This is a genomic window from Nonomuraea sp. B208 (assembly GCF_057536035.1).
In genome coordinates, this window is sequence record NZ_BAAJOU010000028.1 from 860,609 (window position 1) to 882,679 (window position 22,071).

Sequence of the window (22,071 nt, forward strand, 5' to 3'; positions counted from 1 at the left end):
GAACGGGGGCCGACGTGCACTATGGTCGCGGGGGACACGAAGGAGATGACGGTGAGTGAAGGCAAGCCGATGCGGCTGTGGGGCGGACGCTTCGAGAGCGGCCCGTCCGACGCGCTGGCCCGGCTGTCGGTGAGCGTGCACTTCGACTGGCGGCTCGTGCCGTACGACCTGGCGGCGTCCAGGGCGCACGCGCGGGTGCTGCACAGGGCGGGGCTGCTGAGCGACGAGGAGCTCGGGCGCATGATCGGCGCCCTCGACGACCTGGACCGCGCCTGCAAGGAGGGCGAGTTCCGGCCGACGGTGGCCGACGAGGACGTGCACACCGCGCTGGAGCGCGGCCTGCTGGAACGGCTCGGCTCGCTCGGCGGCAAGCTGCGCGCCGGCCGCTCGCGCAACGACCAGATCGCCACCGACCTGCGCCTCTACCTCCGCGACCACGTCCGCATGGTCGTCTCCCGGGTGGTCGAGCTGGAGACGGCGCTCATGGCCCAGGCCGAGCAGCACGCCGAGACCGCCGCGCCCGGCATGACCCACCTGCAGCACGCGCAGCCGGTGTCGTTCGGCCACCAGCTCCTGGCGCACGTGCACGCCTTCGCCCGCGACGTCGACCGGCTCACCGACTGGGACAAGCGGGCCGCGGTCTCGCCGCTCGGCTCCGGCGCGCTGGCCGGCTCGTCGCTGCCGCTCGACCCGCAGGCCGTGGCCGAGGAGCTGGGCTTCGCCGCCGCCGCGCCCAACTCGATGGACGCCGTCGCCGACCGCGACTTCGCCGCCGAGTTCCTGTTCGACGCGGCCATGATCGGCGTGCACCTGTCGCGGCTGGGCGAGGAGATCGTCCTGTGGGCCTCGCAGGAGTTCCGCTGGATCGAGATGGACGACGCCTACTCCACCGGCTCGTCGATCATGCCGCAGAAGAAGAACCCCGACGTGGCCGAGCTGGCCCGCGGCAAGTCCGGCCGGCTCATCGGCAATCTCATGTCGCTGCTGACCACGCTCAAGGGCCTGCCGCTGACCTACAACCGCGACCTGCAGGAGGACAAGGAGCCGGTGTTCGACGCCGTCGACACCCTGCTGCTGGTCCTGCCCGCCATGGCCGGGCTGGTCGCCACGATGCGGGTCAACACCGCCCGCATGGAGGCCTCGGCCCCCGACGGGTTCGCCCTCGCCACCGACCTCGCCGAGCTGCTGGTGCGGCGCGGCGTGCCGTTCCGCGAGGCGCACGAGGCCGTCGGCCACCTGGTCGTGTGGTGCCAGGTCAACGACAAGGACCTCGGCGAGCTCAGCGACGACGAGCTGCTCAAGGTCTCGTCGCACCTCACCCCCGACGTGCGCGACGTGCTCAGCGTGCCCGGCGCGCTCGCCGCCCGCAAGGCGCACGGCGGCACCGCTCCCGACCGCGTACGCGACCAGCTCGTCGCGCTGCGCGAGGCGGTCGACGCGCAGGCGGCATGGGCGGCGCAGAGCTGAGCCCCGCGCCGCTGCCGCGGAGCTTCTTCGACCGGCCCTCCCACGAGGTCGCGCCCGACCTGCTCGGGCGCGTCCTCGTGCACGGGCCCGTCGCCGTGCGCCTCACCGAGGTCGAGGCGTACGGCGGCCCCGGCGAGGACCCCGCCGCGCACACCTACCGCGGCAGGACGCCGCGCAACGCGGTCATGTTCGGCCCGCCCGGCCACCTGTACGTCTACTTCACCTACGGCATGCACTTCTGCGCCAACCTCGTCTGCCTGCCCGAGGGATCGGGCTCGGCGGTGCTGCTGCGGGCCGGCGAGGTGCTGGACGGCGTGGGCGTCGCCCGCGTCCGCCGCTCCTCGCGCGGCAAGCCGCCGCCCGACCGCGACCTCGCCCGGGGTCCCGCACGGCTCGCCGTCGCCCTCGGCCTGGCCCGCGAGCACAACGGCCTCGACGCCGTGCTGGAGGGCTCACCCGCCGGGCGGCCCCACGAGTCGGCCGCCGTGCTCGAAGGCCGTCCGCCCGCACCCGGGCTCGTCAAAGCCGGGCCGCGCACCGGGATCTCCACCGCCAAGGAGGTGCCGTGGCGGTTCTGGATCGACGGCGACCCGACCGTGTCGCCCTACCGGGCTCACGTGCCGCGCCGGCGCAGCGCCGCCGCCACCTCCGTCGGAGAGGCGCCCAGCTCGTGAGGGCTGAAGAGGTGCAGGTGGTCGCCGGTGTCGATCTCCAGCATCTCGCTGCGCCGGCCCCAGCGCCTGCGTACGTCCACCGTGACGTCCCGGATCTCGTCCCAGGGCACGTGCCGGTGTCCCGCGAACCCGTGCACCACCGTGATCCCGCTCTCGTCGGCCGCCAGCCGCACCGGCACCAGCAGGTCCCGCAGCCCCATGCCGCCGAGGAGCACCGCCCCAGGGACGGCCAGGATCACGCCGCGGTGATCGCCGCCGATCCACCAGTAGACGGCGAGACCCGCGCACGCGAGAGCCCCTAAGATCTTGAAAACGGCCAGCTCGCGACGGACCCTCCACATGGGCACAGAGCGTATCCAAGTGGCGGGCTACCCGGCCGATCGGGCACGCTGTACTCATCCGACCCGTCTCACTCTCCTGGAAAGCCCGCACCGTGACCGACATTCTCGATGACCTCGCCTGGCGGGGCCTGATCGCGCAGTCCACCGACCTCGACGCCCTGCGCGCGTCCATGGCCGAGGGTCCGATCACGGTCTATGCCGGGTTCGACCCGACCGCCCCCTCCCTGCACGTCGGTCACTTCGTGCCGCTGCTCACCCTGCGCCGGCTGCAGCTCGCCGGGCACCGCCCGATCGGCCTGGTCGGCGGCGCCACCGGCCTCATCGGCGACCCGAGCGGGCGCAACAGCGAGCGCTCACTCAACGCGACCGAGACCGTGGCGGAGTGGGTGGAGCGCCTGCGCGGCCAGGTCGGCCGCTTCCTCGACTTCGACGCGCCGTCCAACGCCGCTCTCATGGTGAGCAACCTCGACTGGACCGGCGAGATGAGCGCGATCGGCTTCCTGCGCGACATCGGCAAGCACTTCCCGGTCAACCGCATGCTGGCCCGCGAGTCCGTCTCGGCCCGGCTGGCCGGCGAAGGGCTCAGCTACACCGAGTTCAGCTACCAGATCCTCCAGGCCAACGACTACCTGGAGCTGCACCGCCGCTACGGTTGCGCGCTGCAGATCGGCGGCAGCGACCAGTGGGGCAACATCACCGCGGGCGTCGACCTCGTACGCCGCATCGAAGGCGCCCACGTGCACGCCATGACCCTGCCGCTGATCACCAAGTCCGACGGCACCAAGTTCGGCAAGACCGCCGGCGGCGCGCTCTGGCTCGACCCCGAGATGACCTCGCCGTACGCCTTCTACCAGTACTTCCTCAACTCCGACGACCGCGACGTGATCCACTACCTCAAGGTGTTCACCTTCCGCGGCCGCGAGGAGATCGAGGCGCTGGAGAAGGCCGTCGCCGAGCGGCCCTTCGCCCGCGAGGCGCAGCGGGCGCTGGCCGAGGAGCTCACCGAGCTGCTGCACGGCAAGCAGGAGCTGGACGCCGTCGTGGCCGCCTCCAAGGCGCTGTTCGGCCAGGGCACGCTGGAGGAGCTGCCCGCCTCCACGCTCGGCGCGGCGCTGGCCGAGGTGCCGAAGGCCGTGGTGCCCGCGCTCGGCGCGTCCTTCGTCGACCTGCTGGCCGACAGCGGCCTGGTCGAGTCCAAGTCGGCCGCCCGGCGGGCGGTCAAGGAGGGCGGGGCCTACCTCAACAACGTCAAGATCACTGACGAGGCGTACGTGCCGGGGGCCGAGGACCTGCTGCACGGGCGGTTCATGGTGCTGCGGCGCGGCAAGAAGTCGATCGGCGGCGTCGAGGTCGGCTGACCACGACGACCGCGGACGAAGAAGCGGGCCCCTCCATCCGCGGAGGGGCCCGCTTTCACGTAGTCCGCAGCGGGTCGTGGGTGCCCGGGCGGCTGACCGCGGCCGGGTCGCGAGTGCCCGGGCGGCTGACCGCGGCTATTCGCGGGTGAACAACGCCACCGTGAGCCCCGGCAGCTCAGCCGAGTGCTTGGCCAGCTTCAGCTCGAACCCCGCCCGCTCGACCTCCGCCACCCGCGGCACGGCGTCCCCCTCCAGCCCCGACTGCTTGCTGCCGCGCCAGACCACCCACACCCGCTCGCGCCCGTCGAGCGCCGCGGCCACGTCCGCCCGCTCGGGATAGCCGAACCCGGTGGGGGAGGGCTCGTCCCCGGAGCGGAGCACGTCCACCGGCATGAGCGAGTCGGCGTAGTAGTCGAAGCCCGTGCGCAGCTGGCTCTGGCCGTACACGATCGCGTCGTCCCGCTCGGCCCTGATCACCCGCAACGCCCACGGGATGTTCTCGAAACGCCCGTTCTCCTCACGGACGTCCACATGGTCGGGGAACGACAGCACGCACCCGAGCACGACGACCGCCACGGCCGCCGCCACCGCGAACCGGGGGATCGCCGCCACCGCCAGGCCCGCGAGCAGCGCCAGCGCGGGCGCGGTCACGAACAGGTAGCGGTCCACGTACACCGGCGTCACCAGGTGCGAGACCGCGAGCAGGAGCAGCGGCGGCAGCACCAGCCACCCCGCCAGCGCCAGGGCCCACGGCCGCTCGCCCCGCCGCGCGTACAGGTGGACCGCCCCAGCCACCGCGACCGCGAACAGCACCACCCCGAACGCGTTCGTGCCCGCCGCCATCTTCGGGAACTTCAGCCACACCTCCGGCCCGCGCTGCGGGATCCAGCTGATCGCGTGCCGCTCCCCGAACCCGATCAGCCCCAGCGCCACGGCCGGGAGACCGCCCACCGCGAGCGCGCCCAGCATGCGCACCACGGTCCCGCGCCGGGCCAGCGCGAGCTGCGCGGGCAGCACGAGGACCGCGAACAGGTGCGTCGAGCACACCAGCGCGACCGCCACCCCGTACAGCACCCACCGCCTGGCCGCCGCCGGCCGTTCGAGCGCCCGGTGCAGCGCCCAGAAGGACAGCACCGCCGCGGCCGCCGCGAACGCGTACGACCTGGCGAAAGCCCCGAAGTAGGAGACGGACGGCAGGACCGCGAAGATCACCGCCGCGAACACCCCCGCCCGGACCGAGCTCAGCCGCCGGCCCAGATCCGTCAGCAGCCACGCCGCCACGCCGATCGCCAGCGCCGACGGCAGCCGCAGCCACAGCTCCGCGGTGCCGGCCATCGTCCAGAAGTGCATGAACAGGTAGTACGGCAGGAAATGACCGTCGATGTTGAGTGCCAGCTCCCACATGCCCGCGAGCGAACGCCGTGCGGCGCTGAGCGTGGCGAGCTCGTCGCCGTTCAGCGTGGCGGAGCCCGTGCCCGAGAACGCCGCGGCGGCGGCGAGCAACGCCATCCACCAGGGGCTCCACGCGCGGGGGGCGGTGACGTGGCGGGCCGGGGGTGCGAGGGTGGCGGCAGTGGTCACCGGGGCAGGATACGCGGCCCCGCACGGGCTGATCGCCCATCCCGCCGACCCTGCGCCCCCTGCCAGGATGAAGGCGGCGGTGGGCGGCGGCGGTGGGCGGCGGCGGTGGGCGGCGGCGGCGCGTGGGCGAGGGCGGCGCGTGGGCGAGGGCGGTGCGGCGGCAACCCCTCGGCTCCCGCCACCCGGCTGGGACCCGCCGCCCCTCGACGAGAACCGAGCCACTGCTTTCGCGTCCGCGGAAGGCGGTCGCGTCGCGACCCCCGGACTCCGCCGCCGCCGGCGCCGGCCCGCCTACTGGCTGGTGGTATGCGTCGGCCTCACCACGATCACCACCCGCCGCTCGGCGTCACCGACCGGCCGCTCGTACTCCAGGCCGTACCGCCTCGCCAGCACGTCGAAGAAGTCGCCCGACGGATCCGGCTCGATCCGCTCGACCACGCCGCGGATCTCCAGATACCGATAGGGCCGCTCAGGATCGTTGATCGAGACCGCCACCCGCGGATCCTCCACCACGTTCCGATGCTTGCGCCGGTCCGTCGTCGTCGTGAAGCGCAGGAACTCCCCGTCCCACACCGTCCACACCGGGTTCACGTGGGGCCGGCCGTCCCCGAGGGTCGCCAGATGCGCGAACAACGGCCGCTCCAGCAGGTCGAGATGACTCTCCGGAACAACGACCGCCCGCTTCTCTCCGCCCATCTCATCCATCCTTTCCATCGTCACTTCGGCCGACGGCAACTTATCAAAACCTTGACGACCATCAAACCTGGAATGCATATCCGTCCTTGTACGATCCCCTTCATGGCGTCACACAGAGACGAGCAACCTGCCGAGGAGCCGGCCAAGGGCCTGCCCCCGGGCGAACGGCTCGGCATGGACATCAAGCGAGCCGAGCAAGCTCTGATCACCGCCAAGCAGCTCGCCGTACGCCCGGCCGGACTCACGGTTCCCCAGTACGCCGCCCTGTTCGCGCTCGCCGACAATCCCGGCATCTCCGGTGCGGCGCTCGCGCGCACCTGCCTGGTGACCCCACAGGCGATGACCGTCGTACTCAAGAACCTGGAGGAGCGCGGCCTCGTCGAGCGTTCACCCCACCCTTGGCACCGCAACGTCCTGGAGACCCGCCTCACGGAGTCCGGCCGCGACGCTCTCGCGACGGCGGACGCCCGAGCCGTGCGGATCGAGCGCGCGCTCGCCGACGAGTTCACCGCCGAGGAACGCGCCACGCTGCGGAAACTCCTGGAACGCTGCGGCACTGCCATCGCCCGCGCCGCGGCGGACCTGTGACCGCAGGGCCCGGCGATTTGACGAGTCGCGAATCGCCACTTAATGTTTGACCTCGCCGCGGGAGTGAGCCGGACGCCGATCAGGCGGACGGGCCCCGGGCAAGCCCCTCGAATACGAGCCACTCGGCAGAGCTGCTACGGCATGCTCGTGGTCCGAGACCTCCAGGGCGCGCCGAAGCAGCCGAAAACCGGTTGATTCGACAAGCTGTGGATGTCACGGTAAGTTGAGAGGGTTGCCCCGGAAACGGGGCGCGCAATACTAGGCAGTTCACCTCGACTGTCGTCAAGTCTCCGGATTTGACACAGAATCGGGCGAACTGCTAAGATTGCGGAAGACGAGATAGCGCCTCCGAGGCGAGATCCGAACGGATCTGGTCGAGGAAGTTCGCGTCCGTTTCTTGAGAACTCAACAGTGTGTTAAAAGCCAGTGCATGTGCATCACACATGTATGACCCCGTCATTTTTGACGGATTCTTGCTTGGATGATTCATCCGGACAAGCTGTATTACGCAGACATTGTTTGGAGAGTTTGATCCTGGCTCAGGACGAACGCTGGCGGCGTGCTTAACACATGCAAGTCGAGCGGAAAGGCCCTTCGGGGTACTCGAGCGGCGAACGGGTGAGTAACACGTGAGCAACCTGCCCCTGACTCTGGGATAAGCCCGGGAAACTGGGTCTAATACCGGATATGACCGCCTCCGGCATCGGATGGTGGTGGAAAGTTTTTCGGTCGGGGATGGGCTCGCGGCCTATCAGCTTGTTGGTGGGGTAGTGGCCTACCAAGGCGACGACGGGTAGCCGGCCTGAGAGGGCGACCGGCCACACTGGGACTGAGACACGGCCCAGACTCCTACGGGAGGCAGCAGTGGGGAATATTGCGCAATGGGCGGAAGCCTGACGCAGCGACGCCGCGTGGGGGATGACGGCCTTCGGGTTGTAAACCTCTTTCAGCAGGGACGAAGTTGACGTGTACCTGCAGAAGAAGCGCCGGCTAACTACGTGCCAGCAGCCGCGGTAATACGTAGGGCGCAAGCGTTGTCCGGAATTATTGGGCGTAAAGAGCTCGTAGGTGGCTGGTCGCGTCTGCCGTGAAAGCCCGCAGCTTAACTGCGGGTCTGCGGTGGATACGGGCCGGCTAGAGGTAGGTAGGGGCAAGTGGAATTCCTGGTGTAGCGGTGAAATGCGCAGATATCAGGAGGAACACCGGTGGCGAAGGCGGCTTGCTGGGCCTTACCTGACGCTGAGGAGCGAAAGCGTGGGGAGCGAACAGGATTAGATACCCTGGTAGTCCACGCTGTAAACGTTGGGCGCTAGGTGTGGGACCCTTCCACGGGTTCCGTGCCGGAGCTAACGCATTAAGCGCCCCGCCTGGGGAGTACGGCCGCAAGGCTAAAACTCAAAGGAATTGACGGGGGCCCGCACAAGCGGCGGAGCATGTTGCTTAATTCGACGCAACGCGAAGAACCTTACCAAGGTTTGACATCACCCGGACCGCCTCAGAGATGGGGCTTCCCTTTTGGGCTGGGTGACAGGTGGTGCATGGCTGTCGTCAGCTCGTGTCGTGAGATGTTGGGTTAAGTCCCGCAACGAGCGCAACCCTTGCTCCATGTTGCCAGCAACACCTTCGGGTGGTTGGGGACTCATGGGGGACTGCCGGGGTCAACTCGGAGGAAGGTGGGGATGACGTCAAGTCATCATGCCCCTTATGTCTTGGGCTGCAAACATGCTACAATGGCCGGTACAGAGGGTTGCGATACCGTGAGGTGGAGCGAATCCCTAAAAGCCGGTCTCAGTTCGGATTGGGGTCTGCAACTCGACCCCATGAAGTCGGAGTCGCTAGTAATCGCAGATCAGCAATGCTGCGGTGAATACGTTCCCGGGCCTTGTACACACCGCCCGTCACGTCACGAAAGTCGGCAACACCCGAAGCCCGTGGCCCAACCAGCTTGCTGGGGGGAGCGGTCGAAGGTGGGGCTGGCGATTGGGACGAAGTCGTAACAAGGTAGCCGTACCGGAAGGTGCGGCTGGATCACCTCCTTTCTAAGGAGCACTCTCACCCGTCACCACCGAACGTGTGGTGGGGTGACAGCTCACTAGTGGAGCACTGGCTACTCGATCAGGTCTGGTCGTCTGCGTGCTAGTACCGCCCATCTCCTTTCGGGGAGTTGGGAGTGGGAACGGGCGTCGAGAAGGCCGGGGCTGGTCGGACACACTGTTGGGTCCTGAAGGAACGGGCACGTTGTGCTCGTCTTCTTCGGACACAGGGCCACTGAACAGCTCGCTTGTCGGGCTGGGAGGTGGTTGCTGTTTGTTGTTTGAGATTTGCATAGTGGACGCGAGCATCTTTGTGGCCAAGTTTTTAAGGGCACACGGTGGATGCCTTGGCATCAGGAGCCGATGAAGGACGTGGGAGGCTGCGTTAAGCCTCGGGGAGTCGCCAACCAGACGTTGATCCGGGGATGTCCGAATGGGGAAACCTAGCACCAGTCATGTGGTGTTGCCTCCGCCTGAATGTATAGGGCGGTTGGTGGTAACGCGGGGAAGTGAAACATCTCAGTACCCGTAGGAAGAGAAAACAAGAGTGATTCCGTGAGTAGTGGTGAGCGAAAGCGGATGAGGCTAAACCGGGCGTGTGTGATAGCCGGCAGGCGTTGCATGTCCGGGGTCGTGGGACCCTCCTGAAGTGGCTGCCGCCGCTTCGAGAAGTTATAAACCTTTGGGGTAGTTGAAAGCTCTGGGAAGGGCTGCCGTAGACCGTGAGAGCCGGGTAGACGAAACCTTGAAGGCTTCTGGAGGGGATCCCAAGTAGCACGGGGCCCGAGAAATCCTGTGTGAATCTGCCAGGACCACCTGGTAAGCCTAAATACTCCCTGATGACCGATAGTGCACGAGTACCGTGAGGGAAAGGTGAAAAGTGCCCCGGTGAGGGGTCGTGAAATAGTACCTGAAACCGTGTGCCTACAAGCCGTAGGAGCTTAGCTGGTCTTCGGATCGGCTGTGATGTGACTGCGTGCCTTTTGAAGAATGAGCCTGCGAGTTATGGTGTGTGGCGAGGTTAACCCGTGTGGGGGAGCCGTAGCGAAAGCGAGTCTGAAGAGGGCGTTTGAGTCGCATGCTGTAGACCCGAAGCGGAGTGATCTACGCATGGGCAGGTTGAAGCTCAGGTAAGACTGGGTGGAGGACCGAACCCACCAGGGTTGAAAACCTGGGGGATGATCTGTGTGTAGGGGTGAAAGGCCAATCAAACTCCGTGATAGCTGGTTCTCCCCGAAATGCATTTAGGTGCAGCGTCGCGTGTTTCTTGCCGGAGGTAGAGCACTGGATGGCCGATGGGCCCGACAAGGTTACTGACGTCAGCCAAACTCCGAATGCCGGTAAGTGAGAGCGTGGCAGTGAGACTGCGGGCGATAAGGTTCGTAGTCGAGAGGGAAACAGCCCAGATCACCGACTAAGGCCCCTAAGCGTGTGCTAAGTGGGAAAGGATGTGGAGTCGCAGAGACAACCAGGAGGTTGGCTTAGAAGCAGCCACCCTTGAAAGAGTGCGTAATAGCTCACTGGTCAAGTGATTCTGCGCCGACAATGTAGCGGGGCTCAAGCACACCGCCGAAGTCGTGGCATTGATCCTCCTTGCGAGGGTTGATGGGTAGGGGAGCGTCGTGCAGCCGGTGAAGCGGCAGAGTGATCTAGTCGTGGAGGCTGTGCGAGTGAGAATGCAGGCATGAGTAGCGAATCGAGGGTGAGAAACCCTCGCGCCGGATGACCAAGGGTTCCTGGGGCAGGCTAATCCGCCCAGGGTAAGTCGGGACCTAAGGCGAGGCCGACAGGCGTAGTCGATGGACAACGGGTTGATATTCCCGTACCCGCTTCAATGCGCCCATACTGAACCTCGTGATGCTAAGAGTCCTTAAGTCGGCCGGCCCTTCGGGGCGGGTGTCAGGCTGAACGCTCGGTCCGATCGGGTAGTAGGTAAGCGATGGGGTGACGCAGGAAGGTAGTCCAGCCCAGGCGATGGTTGTCCTGGGGTAAGCATGTAGCCCGTGTTGTAGGCAAATCCGCAACACATGCAGGGTGAGATGTGATGCCGAGCCGATTGTGGTGAAGTGGATGATCCTATGCTGCCGAGAAAAGCCTCTAGTGAGTGTTGTGGCGGCCCGTACCCTAAACCGACTCAGGTGGTCAGGTAGAGAATACTAAGGCGATCGGGTGAACTGTGGTTAAGGAACTCGGCAAATTGCCCCCGTAACTTCGGGAGAAGGGGGACCTCTGCTGGTGATGAGTCTTGCACTCGGAGCTGGTGGGGGTCGCAGTGGCCAGGGGGAAGCGACTGTTTACTAAAAACACAGGTCCGTGCGAAGTCGTAAGACGATGTATACGGACTGACGCCTGCCCGGTGCCGGAACGTTAAGGGGACCGCTTAGTCAGCGTAAGTTGGCGAAGGTGAGAACTTAAGCGCCGGTAAACGGCGGTGGTAACTATAACCATCCTAAGGTAGCGAAATTCCTTGTCGGGTAAGTTCCGACCTGCACGAATGGCGTAACGACTTCCCCGCTGTCTCAACCACAGACCCGGCGAAATTGCACTACGAGTAAAGATGCTCGTTTCGCGCAGCAGGACGGAAAGACCCCGGGACCTTCACTACAGCTTGACATTGGCGTTTGGAGCGTCTTGTGTAGGATAGGTGGGAGACTGGGAAGCTCGGACGCTAGTTCGGGTGGAGTCATTGGTGAAATACCACTCTGGTCGTTTTGAACGTCTAACTCTGGTCCGTGATCCGGATCGGGGACAGTGTCTGGTGGGTAGTTTAACTGGGGCGGTTGCCTCCTAAAGGGTAACGGAGGCGCCCAAAGGTTCCCTCAGCCTGGTTGGCAATCAGGTGTTGAGTGTAAGTGCACAAGGGAGCTTGACTGTGAGACTGACGGGTCGAGCAGGAGCGAAAGCTGGGACTAGTGATCCGGCATCGGCGTGTGGAAGCGGTGTCGCTCAACGGCTAAAAGGTACCCCGGGGATAACAGGCTGATCTTCCCCAAGAGTCCATATCGACGGGATGGTTTGGCACCTCGATGTCGGCTCGTCGCATCCTGGGGCTGGAGTAGGTCCCAAGGGTTGGGCTGTTCGCCCATTAAAGCGGTACGCGAGCTGGGTTTAGAACGTCGCGAGACAGTTCGGTCCCTATCCGCTGCGCGCGCAGGAGACTTGAAAGGGGCTGTCCCTAGTACGAGAGGACCGGGACGGACGAACCTCTGGTGTGCCAGTTGTATCGCCAGGTGCACGGCTGGTTGGCTACGTTCGGAAGGGATAACCGCTGAAAGCATCTAAGCGGGAAGCTCGCCTTGAGATGAGGTCTCCCACCACGAGAGTGGGTAAGGCTCCCGGTAGACGACCGGGTTGATAGGCCGGAGGTGGAAGCGCGGTAACGTGTGGAGCTGACCGGTACTAATAGGCCGAGGACTTGACCTCAAAGCATACTTACTTTCTAAGTTTTTGCTCGCGTCCACTAGGCAATTCTGAGACTGCAAACACGGCTGTGTTTGTTTGTTTCGGAGGGTTACGGCGGTTATGGCGGGAAGGAAACACCCGGTTACATTCCGAACCCGGAAGTTAAGCTTCTCTGCGCCGATGGTACTGCACTCGGGAGGGTGTGGGAGAGTAGGTCACCGCCGGACAATCTTTATATGGAGGGCCCCGACTGGTTCAGTCGGGGCCCTTCTGCATTTACGGGTTCGGACGGAGGACGAAGACGCCCCAGCCCAGGTACTGGCGGCCGTACTCCAGGTGGGAACGGCGTGCCTGGGTCAGGAAGTCGCGCATCGCAGGCGCGTCAGGGTCGTCCGGGTTGTCGCGCAACCAGTCGCTGATCGTCCACCACTGGCTGGCCACGTACCTGTCCCAGCTGTCCGGGCTGGCCAGGACCATGTCCAGCAGCTCGAAGCCGGCCTCCTCGATGCGGTCGTTCGTGCCGATGAGCGAGGTCGCCAGGTTGTCGTCCTCCAGTCCCACCGCCGCGCGGGCCTCGCGCGGAGGCGGGGTCTGCCAATAGCAGTCGCCGACGAGGACGATGCCGTTCGGGCGGAGGTGCCGGCGCATGAGGGACAAGGTGCCCTCGAGGCCGTTGCCGATCCACGTCGCGCCGATACAGGAAACGATGTCGAACGATTCAGGAGCCGTTTCGTAGGTGCCGGCGTCGGCTTCCACGAATTCCACGCGTCCGGACACGCCCAGCTCCTCCGCGCGGGCTCTCGCTGCTTCGAGAAAGACCTTGCTGATGTCCACGCCGACGCCTTCCAGGCCGTGTTCGGCGGACCAGCGGGAAAGCAACTCTCCCTTGCCACAGGCCAGATCCAGCTGGCGGGTGCCGGGAGTGATGCGGCAGATCTCGCCGAGCAGGGCGAGCTTGTCGTCGGTCAGCGGGTTCAGAATGCGGTGCCGGGCCTCGGCGATTTCGTGAAAGCGTAGTGACATGACGAGAAGTCTTGCGCGTCCTGGATTTACGGCAACCCATTTATGCGCATGAGCCGGTCTCGTGGACGTACTTCGGCTTGCTAGGCTGGAGGGACCGGGCCACCTCCACGGTGGCCTTCGTCGCGTAAGGCCCGAGGGCGGGCGGCGACCAGCCACGGTGGACCGTCGTTGTGAGTCCGCTGGGTGAGCTCAACGAAATGGACCAGAAGTGAACAGAGATAACGGACCGGACGGCGGAGAGCGCGGGCGCGGCGACTTCGAGGACAGGCGCTCCGGAGGGAGCGACAGGAGCGGGGGATACGCCTCGCGCGGGCGGGACTCCGGCAGCGACCGTCCGTTCCGTTCCGGTGACAGGGGCCGCTCGTACGGCCGGGACGACCGCGGGCCGCGCAGGGACGACGGCTCCCGCGAGGATCGGGGTCCGCGCCGTGAGGGCGCCGGCTCCGGATATGGCGGCAGGCGCGAAGGCGGTTATGGTGACCGCGGGCCGCGCCGCGAGGGCCGCGAAGGATTCGACCGCGGGCAGCGCGGTGACGACCGTCGGCCGTACCGCGATCGGGACGATCGTGGTGGGCGTGGCGAAGAGCGGCGAACGTACCAGGATCGGGATGATCGTGGGCCGCGTCGCGAGGGACCGGGTTACGGCGATCGTGGGCCGCGTCGTGAGGGCGGCGGGTTCCGCGACGATCGGGGTCCCCGTCGCGAGGGTGGCTTCCGTGATGACCGGGGTCCGCGCCGTGAAGGCGGCGGGTTCCGGGACCGTGATGACCGCGGGCCGCGCCGAGAGGGCGGTTACGGTGAGAGCCGCGGCGGCCGTGGGGGTTACAGCGGCGACCGGCGCGAAGGTGGTTACGGTGACAGGGGTCCCCGTCGCGAGGGCGGCGGGTTCCGGGACCGTGACGATCGCGGGCCGCGTCGCGAGGGGCCGGGTTACGGTCCCAGGCGAGAGGGCGGTTACGGCGACCGCGGGCCGCGTGGCGAGGGTGGCTTCCGTGATGACCGGGGTCCGCGCCGCGAGGGCGGCGGGTTCCGGGACCGTGACGATCGCGGGCCGCGTCGCGAGGGATCGGGTTACGGCGATCGTGGCCCGCGCCGTGAGGGCGGCGGGTTCCGTGATGATCGGGGTCCCCGTCGTGAGGGTGGCTTCCGTGAGGATCGCGGGCCGCGCCGTGAGGGCGGCGGGTTCCGGGATCGTGATGACCGTGGGCCCCGTCGCGAGGGCGGCGGGTTCAGGGATGACCGGGGCCCGCGCCGCATGGGCGGGTTCCGTGACGATCGGGGTCCGCGCCGTGAGGGTGGCTTCCGCGAGGATCGCGGGCCGCGCCGTGAGGGCGGCGGGTTCCGGGACCGTGACGACCGTGGGCCGCGTCGCGAGGGCGGCGGGTTCCGGGATCGGGACGACCGTGGACCGCGTCGCGAGGGGTCCGGGTACGGACCGCGTCGTGAGGGCGGTGGCTTCCGTGATGACCGAGGCCCGCGTCGCGAAGGCGGCGACCGGGGTCCTCGGCCGTTCTCCCGGGACGACCGCCCCAGGCGTGACGATCACGGCGGAGCCGGTACCCGCGCCAGATACGGCAGGTCCGACCGCGACTCCGAGAACGCGCAGCGCGAGCAGATGCCCGAGATCGCGCCCGACATCACCGCGGACGAGCTGGACAAGGAAGTCCTCGAGGAGCTGCGTTCCCTGCCTAACGACCTCGCCAACCTGGTCGGTCGGCACCTGGTCGCCGCCGAGCGGGCCCTGGAGGACGAAGACCCCGAAAGGGCGCACGAGCACACGAAGGTGGCGCGCAGGTTCGCGGCCCGGATCGGGGTCGTGCGGGAGGCTGCCGGCATCGTCGCGTACCGTGCCGGGCATTTCTCCGAGGCGCTGAGCGATCTGCGGGCGGCGCGGCGGCTGACGGGGTCCGAGGCGTACCTTCCGGTCATGGCCGACTGCGAACGCGGCATGGGACGTCCCGAGCGGGCCATCGACCTTGTGCGTTCGCCCGAGGCCGAGCGCCTCGACCGGGCCGGACGCATCGAGCTGACCATCGTCGAGTCCGGCGCGCGCCGTGACCTGGGCCAGCACGACGCGGCCGTCATCACTCTCCAGCGCCTGCCGGAGCTGCGCGACCCGCAGCCGCGGCCGTGGTCGGCGCGGCTGGCGTTCGCGTACGCCGACGCCCTCATCGACGCCGGGCAGACGGAGGCGGCGACCGAGTGGTTCGCGCGGGCCATGGCGTTCGACGAGGACGGTGAGACGGACGCGGCCGAGCGGTACGCCGAGCTGACCGGCTCCGTCATCGAGGATGTCGAGGAGGACGCGGACTACGAGGACGACTTCGACGACGCCGGTGCGGCGGACGGCGGAGAGAGCGCCGTGACCGTGGACGAGGAGCCGGAGGACGATGACGCCTCTCTCGCCGAGGCCGACGACCTGCTGGGCGAGGGGTCTGAGCCTGCCGGCGCGGCGGATGACGAGGATGTCGCCGCTGCCACCGATGTCACGTCGGACGAGGCCGCCGGCCGCGGGGATGAGGTCGCGGAGGCACCGCGGGCCGACACCGCCAACGAGGCTCACGAGTCCGACGACTCGGATGTTTCGGAGGGGGAGGAAGGCGCCGGCGACGCTGCTGTGCAGCAGGGTAGCTCCGCAGGCGCTGTCGCCGCTCCGGCGGAGACTCCCGGCATCACGCCCGCTTTCATCGAGCCGAACTTCGGCGATGTCCTGGACGAGGAAGACGGGCCCGCTCCCAAGCGGCCGAAGGCGGACGACTAGCATCGCTCGCTGATCGCTGAAAGCTGGACACATGCTCCGCCGTACCGCCGCGATGTGCGCGGGACGGCGGAGTTTGTGCGTTCTGCGGCCGAATGCCACCTGCACCGGGCCTTGCCCTGTCAGGCCCGCACGTGAGACCGGTGTCGGTGCGCCGTTGACATGGCTGCTCGTGCCGTCCGTCCCTGTCCGACTACCGACGCTGGCCTCGCCCGTTCGACAGCAGTGCCAGGTCCGCCTGTGACGCCGCAGCCCGGTGCTGGGCATGCCTGTGATGTCGCGCTGGGCCGTTCGGCGCCACATGCTCCGGTTGGTCCTCTGGCAGCAGCAGCGTGGCTGCTGGCCGAGCGTCGGCGTACCGGTGGCGGTTCCCGTACCTACAGCAGAGGGACCTCCGGGCGTGTGCGATGAGCTTGGTCGCGTGCGTTCCAAGCCCTTTGTTCGGTCGAGCTGTCCAATCTCGCGATGGCTGTGCGCTGCAGGTCAGCGGATTGGCGGGTGGCAGCAGGTTATGGCGACACGCGGTCGAGCCAGTGGAGGATGCCGGCGACGTTTGACGGAGCTCCGCTCAACAGCTCGAACTGCTCGGCCGTCGCGTCGTCCGCCTTCAGCGCGGTGTAGCGCTCCTTCGTACGGTCTCGAACCATGGCGATGGCATGGTCCAGGTCCAGGCCCTCGGAGTGGGCCTGCCGGGTCAGATCCACCCAGACTCGGAGTTCCTCGGCAGATCGGTCGAGGGTGTCCTGAACCGCACCAACCGGGCCGTAGTGGCTGAAGAGCAGACGTTGCGGCCCGAGCGCCTTGAACAGGGCGATCGAATCGAGGGCGGTCTGCAGGTCGAAGTCCGGCGGCGGCGTGGCGGGACGCAGGTCGCCGGTCTCGGGGAGGTACACGCCTGCTGCGTCGCCCACGTACAGGTCGCCGGTCGCGGAGTCGACGAGGCCCACGTGATGCTTGGCGTGACCGGGGGAGTAGTGGCTGCTCAGCGTGCGTCCGTTGCCGAGATCGATGGCGCCGGTGTCGCCGAGGGCGACGATGCGTTCGGCCTCGGTGGGTGACAGCTCGCCGAAGAGGGTGTCGAGCCGGTCGCCCCACACCATCCGGGCGCTCGCCATGAGCCGCGAGGGGTCGGCCAGGTGCCGCGCGCCCTTCTCGTGTACGACCACCTGCGCGGACGGGAAGAACCTGGCGATGTCCCCCACTCCGCCGGCGTGATCGAGGTGGATGTGGGTCACGACGACGGTGGCGAGGTCCTCCGGCCCGACGCCGAGGGACGCGAGCGCGTCGCGGACTACCGGGGCGGAGGTCGAGGTACCGGTCTCTACCAGGCATGGCCGGTCGCCCAGGATCAGGTATCCGGCGGTGATGCCTGCGTATCCGGCCATCCTGGTGTCGATCTCATAGACGTCGCCGCCCAGCGCGGTGATGTTGTCCACAGGTACTCCCGAGCGTGCAGCCGTTGTCCCCAGAATGGCGCTCGGCCGTTCCGGGCTCCTCTTCATCGTAAAGAGTGATCTCCGGCAGAGCACCGACAGGAGGGACGAGGAATGGACCGGAACGAGGTCTTGCTGGTGGGACGGCTCTCGGCGGCGCCCGAGGACCACACCCTGCCGAGCGGTGACACCGTCACGAAGTGGCGCATCATCGTACGGCGCCGCCGGCGGCAGCGCCGCGGCGGGACGCTGACGGACAGTGTCCCGTGCGTCACCTTCAGCCCCGAGACGGCAGACGTCGTCCGCGGCCTCAAACCACGCGACTATCTGCAGGTCACCGGCTCCTTCCGCTGCCGCATCTTCGGCCCGACAGGAGCCAAGGTCTGGAAGTACGAGGTGGAGGTGACCAGCGCGAAACCCGTTGATGTCGTCGTGGCTGCGGAAGATCCACCGGACGGGGATGGAGACGGGGACGGCGTCGGCGAGGAGGCCAGGGGGACGGTGACGCCATTGGTGCCGAGGCGGGTGCTGCAACTCGCCCGAGCGAGCTGATCTCCTGCCTCATCCAACGCGGCGGAGGGGATGAGAGCACGCGGACCAAGGGCTAGGGCTGTCGCGCCAGCCCGTGCGCCTCGTCTGCCGGCGACGAGGCGCACACCGCTGGGTTCCTACGGGCGACGAGGCGCATGCCGCTGGCGTCCTAGGGGCGGCGAGGTGTGCGTGCTCAGAGGCGTTGAGAGCTGCCTCAGCAGTAAGTGGCTGGCTCAGCAGCGACTTGGGCTCCGGTGGTTTCGCGCCCGGTCTGTCGCAAGGCCCTGGTTCATCTGCTTCCGCCCGCCGCCTGGCCGGGAGAACACCGACTTCAGCTTCCGCGCCGACGCGTTGGCGTAGGCCCGATTGGCTGCAAGCCCAAGCGAGCTTGGGCTCTGATGGTTCTGCGCCGGTCTATCGCGCGGCCGTGCTTCGCCCGATTCCGCGCGCGCGCCCGGCCGGGAGAACACCGACATCGGCTTCCGCGCCGACGCGTTGGCTGGAGGCCCAGTTGGTTGTGGGTCCAGTTAGTTGTGGGTCCGGTTGGCTGTGCCGCTCGGGTTGGCTGTGCCGCTCGGTTGGTTATGCCGCTCGGTTGGCTGTGGTCCCGTGGTTGTGGGCCGGTTGGTTGTGGGGTCAGCTGAGGGGTCGGGGAGGTGGCGGGTGGGAGCGGCGTGCCTGATAGCGCTGTCTCGTCTGGGCAGCTATTCGTCTGTCAGTTGATGGCGAAGGTGCGGAGGACCAGACCAGTTCGGGGTTTGGGGCCGAAGGAGGTGGATTTGCGGGGGACGCGTTCGCCGCCGGCGGCGACGGCCAGGACGTCCTCGGTCGCTAGCGGCTTGAGGATCACGGCAGTGCCGTTGGTGCTGGTCGCGAGCTTGGCGGCGGCCTCGACGTCATGGTGCACGATACGTACCGCCTGCTCGTCGTCACGCATACCCCACACCTTCGGCAGGATGAACTCGCTCAGGATGGAGGTGTTGAGAGAGTTCCAGCGGTCGGAGTGGTCAGCCGGCATGGCATGAGCCAGTTGGACGGGGTCGGGGTCGGTGATCAGGTATGCGCCGGCTTCGTCAGCCAGGAGGAAGGCCGGGTCCGGGCTGTTCTCGAACGCGGCCAGGCCCGCCGCGAGGGTGCCGAACTCCTGGACCCGCCAGGACTGGCGGGCCTGGGCGGCCGCCTTCGCCAGGGGGAGGCCGGGGATGACGCGGTGGATCGCTTTGAGGTCGGGCGGATAGGCGGTCGAGTCGACCAGCAAGGCCAGACCGAAGTCCCAGGGGGCTACCAGAGTGGTGGAAGGAGGCTGGTGCGAGCCGTCCGCCGGGGAGGAAGGTGCTGGTGTGGGGTCGGTGCCGGCGTCACCAGGCCCTGCAGCACTGCTGCTGCGCACGGCGCTGGCGGGCACTGCGTTGCCGGATGCCTCGCCTCTGGGGGCGGTGTCGCTGGGCGTGGGTGAGGGCTCGGCAGGAGGATGGGCCAGGCGTTCCTGGCGTTGGAGGACGCGGTAGGTGGCGTAGCGGTGGTGGCCGTCGGCGATCAGAGCTTGGCGGTCGCGGAGATCGGCGTTGATGGTGGCGATCTCGGACGCGTCGGTGATCGCCCAGAGGCGGTGGGTGACGCCGTCCTCCGTCGTGGCCGACATCAGGGGGCGACGACGGGTGGCCACCTTCTCCACGAGGCGGGTCGTCGGGCCGCCGGCGCCGTCGTAGAGGAGGAAGATCGGCTCCAGATTCGCCTGGGTGGTGCTCATGAGGGCGAGGCGGTCGGCGATGGGGCCGGGCATCACGTCCTCGTGCGGAAGGATGACGTGCTGACCGGGGTCCGTCAGGGCGACGTCGCCGATCAGGCCGCGTTGCAGGAAGTACGGGCCGTGCTGCTCGTACACGTACAGGGCCGGGCGCTCGTCCGGGACCAGGATGCCTGCATGAAGCCACGCCTGCAGGGTGTCCCGGGCCTCGGCGTAACGCGTCTCCGGTGGGAGTTCGTCAACGGCAGGGAAGGCGTCTTCGGCAGGAAGGGCGTGGGTGGCAGGAGAGGGGGCGGCGGTATCGGGAAGGGGTTGAGTGGCAGAAGTGGTGTGGGCGGAATCCAGGCGGGGGGTGCGAGGAAGGATGAGGCGGACGACGTTGTTCGGGTGCAGGTGGAGGAGCGCGTCGACGTCCGCGTCGGAGATCAGGTCGTAGGGCGGGGAGGTTACCTTGGCGGGATCTTCGACGGCGAAACGTACGCCTCGGAAGGGCCGTAGCACCAGTCCATCGGGCACTGGCAGTTCAGGAGTCCCCATACCGGGCATGCTGCCATAGATGGTCATGCCTTCCGGAAATCGCCCCTCGGTTTGCAACCGTGCCCTGCCTCCGTGGCGGGACAGGGCGTGTTCGTCGTCCAGCGATGGAGGGAGTCTCGCCGATGGTTGGAGAAGGAAACGCCCATGATGAGACCTCGGGTACTCCCCGGGGCAGTGTTTACGATTGGTACCAGCGTGGGGTAAAGCTGCTGAAGGACGGCAGTCCGGCGGCGGCGGCCGCATTGCTGGAACGGGCTGCGGAGGTCGAACCGGAGTCGCGCAGCATCCGTGAGGCGTTGGCGCGGGCGCAGTTCAACTCGCGGCAGTACACCGAGGCGGCGGCGAGTTTCCGGCAGATCGTCGAGGCCAATCCAGCTGAGGACTACGCGTACTTCGGGCTGGGGCTGGCGTTGTGGCGTACCGGGGACATCGAAGGGGCGCAGGAACCGCTGGCGATCGCTGTTGCGATGCGTCCTGATGAGCGGCATTACGTGTCGGCGTTGAAGAGTGTGCGTGCCACGCTGCGGGCTCGGCGGGAGATGTAGTCGTAGGAGGAGGGTTCGCTCGTTCCCCCGCGTGTCGGCGGGTGGCTCATTGGTGGGCGGCGTCTGGGCCCTGTGCCGGCGGTGACGTACAGAGCGACGTACAGAGCGCCGAGGCTGCGGTGGCTGGCGTAGGTGCGTGTGTAGCACCGGTGGTGTTCTTGGCCAGGGGCATGGGCAGTCCGCGGGGGCGGCGGGGCGCGGCGCTAGAGTCTCACGCGGCATGTGAGTCGAACGGGAAGAGGCGCGGTGCTGATCGACGGGTACGACACTTTGCTGCTCGACCTGGATGGCGTGGTCTACCTGGGCCCCCGCGCGGTACCGGGCGCGCCGGCCGCGCTCGACGAGGCGCGGGCACGGGGGGTACGGCTGGCGTACGTCACCAACAACGCCTCGCGGACCCCCGCCGCCATCGCGGCGCACCTGCGGGAACTGGGCGCGCCGGCCACCGCCGAGGACGTCGTGACGTCGGCGCAGGCGGCGGCGCGGCTGATCGCGGAGCGGGTGCCGCCGGGGTCGGCGGTGCTCGTGGTGGGTGGGTCGGGGCTCCGGATGGCCGTACGGGCCCGAGGGCTGCGGCCGGTCTCGACCGCCTTCGAGGCGCCGGTCGCCGTGGTGCAGGGGATCGCGCCGGGGCTGTCGTACGCGCTGCTGTCGGAAGGCGCGCTGGCGGTGCGGCAAGGGGCGTGGTTCGTGGCGTCCAACGGGGACAGCACCATGCCCACCGGGCGTGGCGAACTGCCTGGCAACGGGGCCATGGTGCGGGTCATCGCGGCCGCGACCGGGGTTGAGCCGGTGTACGCGGGCAAGCCGGACCCGCCGTTGCACAGGGAGTCGATGATCCGTACGGGGGCCCGGAGGCCGCTGGTGGTGGGGGATCGGCTGGACACCGACATCGAAGGGGCGTCCAACGCCGGGGTGGAGTCCCTGCTGGTGCTGACCGGGGTGGCCACGGCGGCCGATGTGCTGACGGCCGAGCCGCGGCACCGGCCGACGTTCGTGGCCGAGGATCTGGGGGCCCTGCTCGCGGACTATCCCGAGGTGCGGGACGGCGCGTGCGGTGGATGGCAGGCGCGGTGGCGCGACGGCGTGCTGCATCTGGAGGGGGACGGCAGCCGCATCGACGGACTGCGGGCGGCGTGCGACGCGGCCTGGGCGGCGGCCGGCGAAGGGCGGGTGGAGGAGGACGCCGTGAAGCCGGTCCTTGAGCGCATCGCCGGTTGAGCTGCCCGTGATGACCGGGACCCTTCCGACGGCCGGGTGCCTTTGATGACCGAGCGCCTTTGAGGGTCGGGCGCCTTGGGTGGCTGTGTGCTTGGGGAGGCTGGATCGGTGGTTCGCCGACTGTCGCCGGCTGCCT

The 22,071-nt window shown here is 67.9% G+C and carries 14 protein-coding genes and 3 rRNA genes; 11 read left to right on the forward strand and 6 right to left on the reverse strand.

Annotated elements, in window-relative coordinates; translation table 11 throughout:
- Window positions 1-45 precede the first annotated feature (45 nt).
- Together argH and AC27IY_RS40285 are read left to right on the forward strand one after the other, a co-directional pair.
- Window positions 46-1,467, forward strand: coding sequence for an argininosuccinate lyase (gene argH, locus AC27IY_RS40280; protein WP_344218584.1), 1,422 nt, complete (start codon window positions 46-48; stop codon window positions 1,465-1,467).
- A complete protein-coding gene (locus AC27IY_RS40285; RefSeq protein ID WP_487181181.1) occupies window positions 1,449-2,141 on the forward strand; it encodes a DNA-3-methyladenine glycosylase in 693 nt (230 codons plus the stop codon). Before argH ends, AC27IY_RS40285 begins: the two co-directional genes overlap by 19 nt.
- On the opposite strand, the gene AC27IY_RS40290 is transcribed toward AC27IY_RS40285, so the two are convergent.
- Window positions 2,081-2,482 (reverse strand): PH domain-containing protein, encoded by a 402-nt coding sequence (locus AC27IY_RS40290; RefSeq protein ID WP_364445145.1) that lies wholly within the window; start codon window positions 2,480-2,482, stop codon window positions 2,081-2,083. The two genes, AC27IY_RS40285 and AC27IY_RS40290, sit on opposite strands and share 61 nt — an antisense overlap.
- A gap of 92 nt (window positions 2,483-2,574) precedes the next feature.
- Here AC27IY_RS40290 and tyrS point away from each other — a divergent pair, with 92 nt between their 5' ends.
- Window positions 2,575-3,840, forward strand: coding sequence for a tyrosine--tRNA ligase (gene tyrS / locus AC27IY_RS40295; RefSeq protein ID WP_344218590.1), 1,266 nt, complete (start codon window positions 2,575-2,577; stop codon window positions 3,838-3,840).
- 135 nt (window positions 3,841-3,975) lie between these two features.
- Here tyrS and AC27IY_RS40300 read toward each other — a convergent pair whose 3' ends face one another.
- Together AC27IY_RS40300 and AC27IY_RS40305 are read right to left on the reverse strand one after the other, a co-directional pair.
- Window positions 3,976-5,421: a glycosyltransferase family 39 protein gene (locus AC27IY_RS40300; protein WP_487181182.1), complete on the reverse strand. Its 1,446-nt coding sequence runs from the start codon at window positions 5,419-5,421 to the stop codon at window positions 3,976-3,978.
- A 291-nt stretch (window positions 5,422-5,712) separates the two neighbouring features.
- A complete protein-coding gene (locus tag AC27IY_RS40305) occupies window positions 5,713-6,117 on the reverse strand; it encodes a PPOX class F420-dependent oxidoreductase (RefSeq protein ID WP_344218596.1) in 405 nt (134 codons plus the stop codon).
- Window positions 6,118-6,219: 102 nt separating this feature from the next.
- Here AC27IY_RS40305 and AC27IY_RS40310 point away from each other — a divergent pair, with 102 nt between their 5' ends.
- The 4 genes from AC27IY_RS40310 (at window position 6,220) to rrf (ending at window position 12,367) form a co-directional block, all read left to right on the forward strand.
- Window positions 6,220-6,705 carry a MarR family winged helix-turn-helix transcriptional regulator gene (locus AC27IY_RS40310; protein WP_487181183.1) on the forward strand — a complete coding sequence of 162 codons (486 nt, stop codon included), beginning with the start codon at window positions 6,220-6,222 and terminating at the stop codon, window positions 6,703-6,705.
- A 516-nt stretch (window positions 6,706-7,221) separates the two neighbouring features.
- A 16S ribosomal RNA gene (locus AC27IY_RS40315) occupies window positions 7,222-8,744 on the forward strand.
- A 309-nt stretch (window positions 8,745-9,053) separates the two neighbouring features.
- A 23S ribosomal RNA gene (locus tag AC27IY_RS40320) occupies window positions 9,054-12,161 on the forward strand.
- Between the two features lie 89 nt (window positions 12,162-12,250).
- A 5S ribosomal RNA gene (gene rrf, locus AC27IY_RS40325) occupies window positions 12,251-12,367 on the forward strand.
- The 16S, 23S and 5S rRNA genes sit together here, the layout of an rRNA operon.
- 49 nt (window positions 12,368-12,416) lie before the next feature.
- Here the strand turns inward: rrf and AC27IY_RS40330 are convergent.
- The gene (locus AC27IY_RS40330; protein ID WP_487181184.1) at window positions 12,417-13,163 is read right to left on the reverse strand and encodes an SAM-dependent methyltransferase; all 747 of its coding nucleotides are present in this window, start codon (window positions 13,161-13,163) and stop codon (window positions 12,417-12,419) included.
- Window positions 13,164-14,778: 1,615 nt separating this feature from the next.
- Here AC27IY_RS40330 and AC27IY_RS40335 point away from each other — a divergent pair.
- A complete protein-coding gene (locus AC27IY_RS40335) occupies window positions 14,779-15,924 on the forward strand; it encodes a hypothetical protein (protein ID WP_423448993.1) in 1,146 nt (381 codons plus the stop codon).
- 506 nt (window positions 15,925-16,430) lie between these two features.
- Here the strand turns inward: AC27IY_RS40335 and AC27IY_RS40340 are convergent.
- Window positions 16,431-17,357, reverse strand: coding sequence for an MBL fold metallo-hydrolase (locus AC27IY_RS40340; RefSeq protein WP_344215863.1), 927 nt, complete (start codon window positions 17,355-17,357; stop codon window positions 16,431-16,433).
- A 111-nt stretch (window positions 17,358-17,468) separates the two neighbouring features.
- Here AC27IY_RS40340 and AC27IY_RS40345 point away from each other — a divergent pair, with 111 nt between their 5' ends.
- Window positions 17,469-17,906: a single-stranded DNA-binding protein gene (locus tag AC27IY_RS40345; RefSeq protein ID WP_487181185.1), complete on the forward strand. Its 438-nt coding sequence runs from the start codon at window positions 17,469-17,471 to the stop codon at window positions 17,904-17,906.
- Between the two features lie 694 nt (window positions 17,907-18,600).
- Here the strand turns inward: AC27IY_RS40345 and AC27IY_RS40350 are convergent.
- A complete protein-coding gene (locus tag AC27IY_RS40350; RefSeq protein WP_487181186.1) occupies window positions 18,601-20,196 on the reverse strand; it encodes a DUF1015 family protein in 1,596 nt (531 codons plus the stop codon).
- Window positions 20,197-20,291: 95 nt separating this feature from the next.
- On the opposite strand from AC27IY_RS40350, the gene AC27IY_RS40355 reads away from it, so the two are divergent.
- A complete protein-coding gene (locus tag AC27IY_RS40355; protein ID WP_344215857.1) occupies window positions 20,292-20,714 on the forward strand; it encodes a tetratricopeptide repeat protein in 423 nt (140 codons plus the stop codon).
- Window positions 20,715-20,960: 246 nt separating this feature from the next.
- A complete protein-coding gene (locus tag AC27IY_RS40360; RefSeq protein WP_449951431.1) occupies window positions 20,961-21,935 on the forward strand; it encodes an HAD-IIA family hydrolase in 975 nt (324 codons plus the stop codon).
- Window positions 21,936-22,071 lie beyond the last annotated feature (136 nt).

Coding starts and splice junctions, on each gene's coding strand:
- AC27IY_RS40285 (WP_487181181.1), top strand. CDS start 1,449: ATGGGCGGCGCAGAGCTGAGCCCCGCGCCGCTGCCGCGGAGCTTCTTC.
- argH (WP_344218584.1), top strand. CDS start 46: ATGACGGTGAGTGAAGGCAAGCCGATGCGGCTGTGGGGCGGACGCTTC.
- AC27IY_RS40330 (WP_487181184.1), bottom strand. CDS start 13,163: ATGTCACTACGCTTTCACGAAATCGCCGAGGCCCGGCACCGCATTCTG.
- AC27IY_RS40305 (WP_344218596.1), bottom strand. CDS start 6,117: ATGGGCGGAGAGAAGCGGGCGGTCGTTGTTCCGGAGAGTCATCTCGAC.
- AC27IY_RS40345 (WP_487181185.1), top strand. CDS start 17,469: ATGGACCGGAACGAGGTCTTGCTGGTGGGACGGCTCTCGGCGGCGCCC.
- AC27IY_RS40290 (WP_364445145.1), bottom strand. CDS start 2,482: ATGTGGAGGGTCCGTCGCGAGCTGGCCGTTTTCAAGATCTTAGGGGCT.
- AC27IY_RS40335 (WP_423448993.1), top strand. CDS start 14,779: ATGCCCGAGATCGCGCCCGACATCACCGCGGACGAGCTGGACAAGGAA.
- AC27IY_RS40310 (WP_487181183.1), top strand. CDS start 6,220: ATGGCGTCACACAGAGACGAGCAACCTGCCGAGGAGCCGGCCAAGGGC.
- AC27IY_RS40355 (WP_344215857.1), top strand. CDS start 20,292: ATGGTTGGAGAAGGAAACGCCCATGATGAGACCTCGGGTACTCCCCGG.
- AC27IY_RS40350 (WP_487181186.1), bottom strand. CDS start 20,196: ATGACCATCTATGGCAGCATGCCCGGTATGGGGACTCCTGAACTGCCA.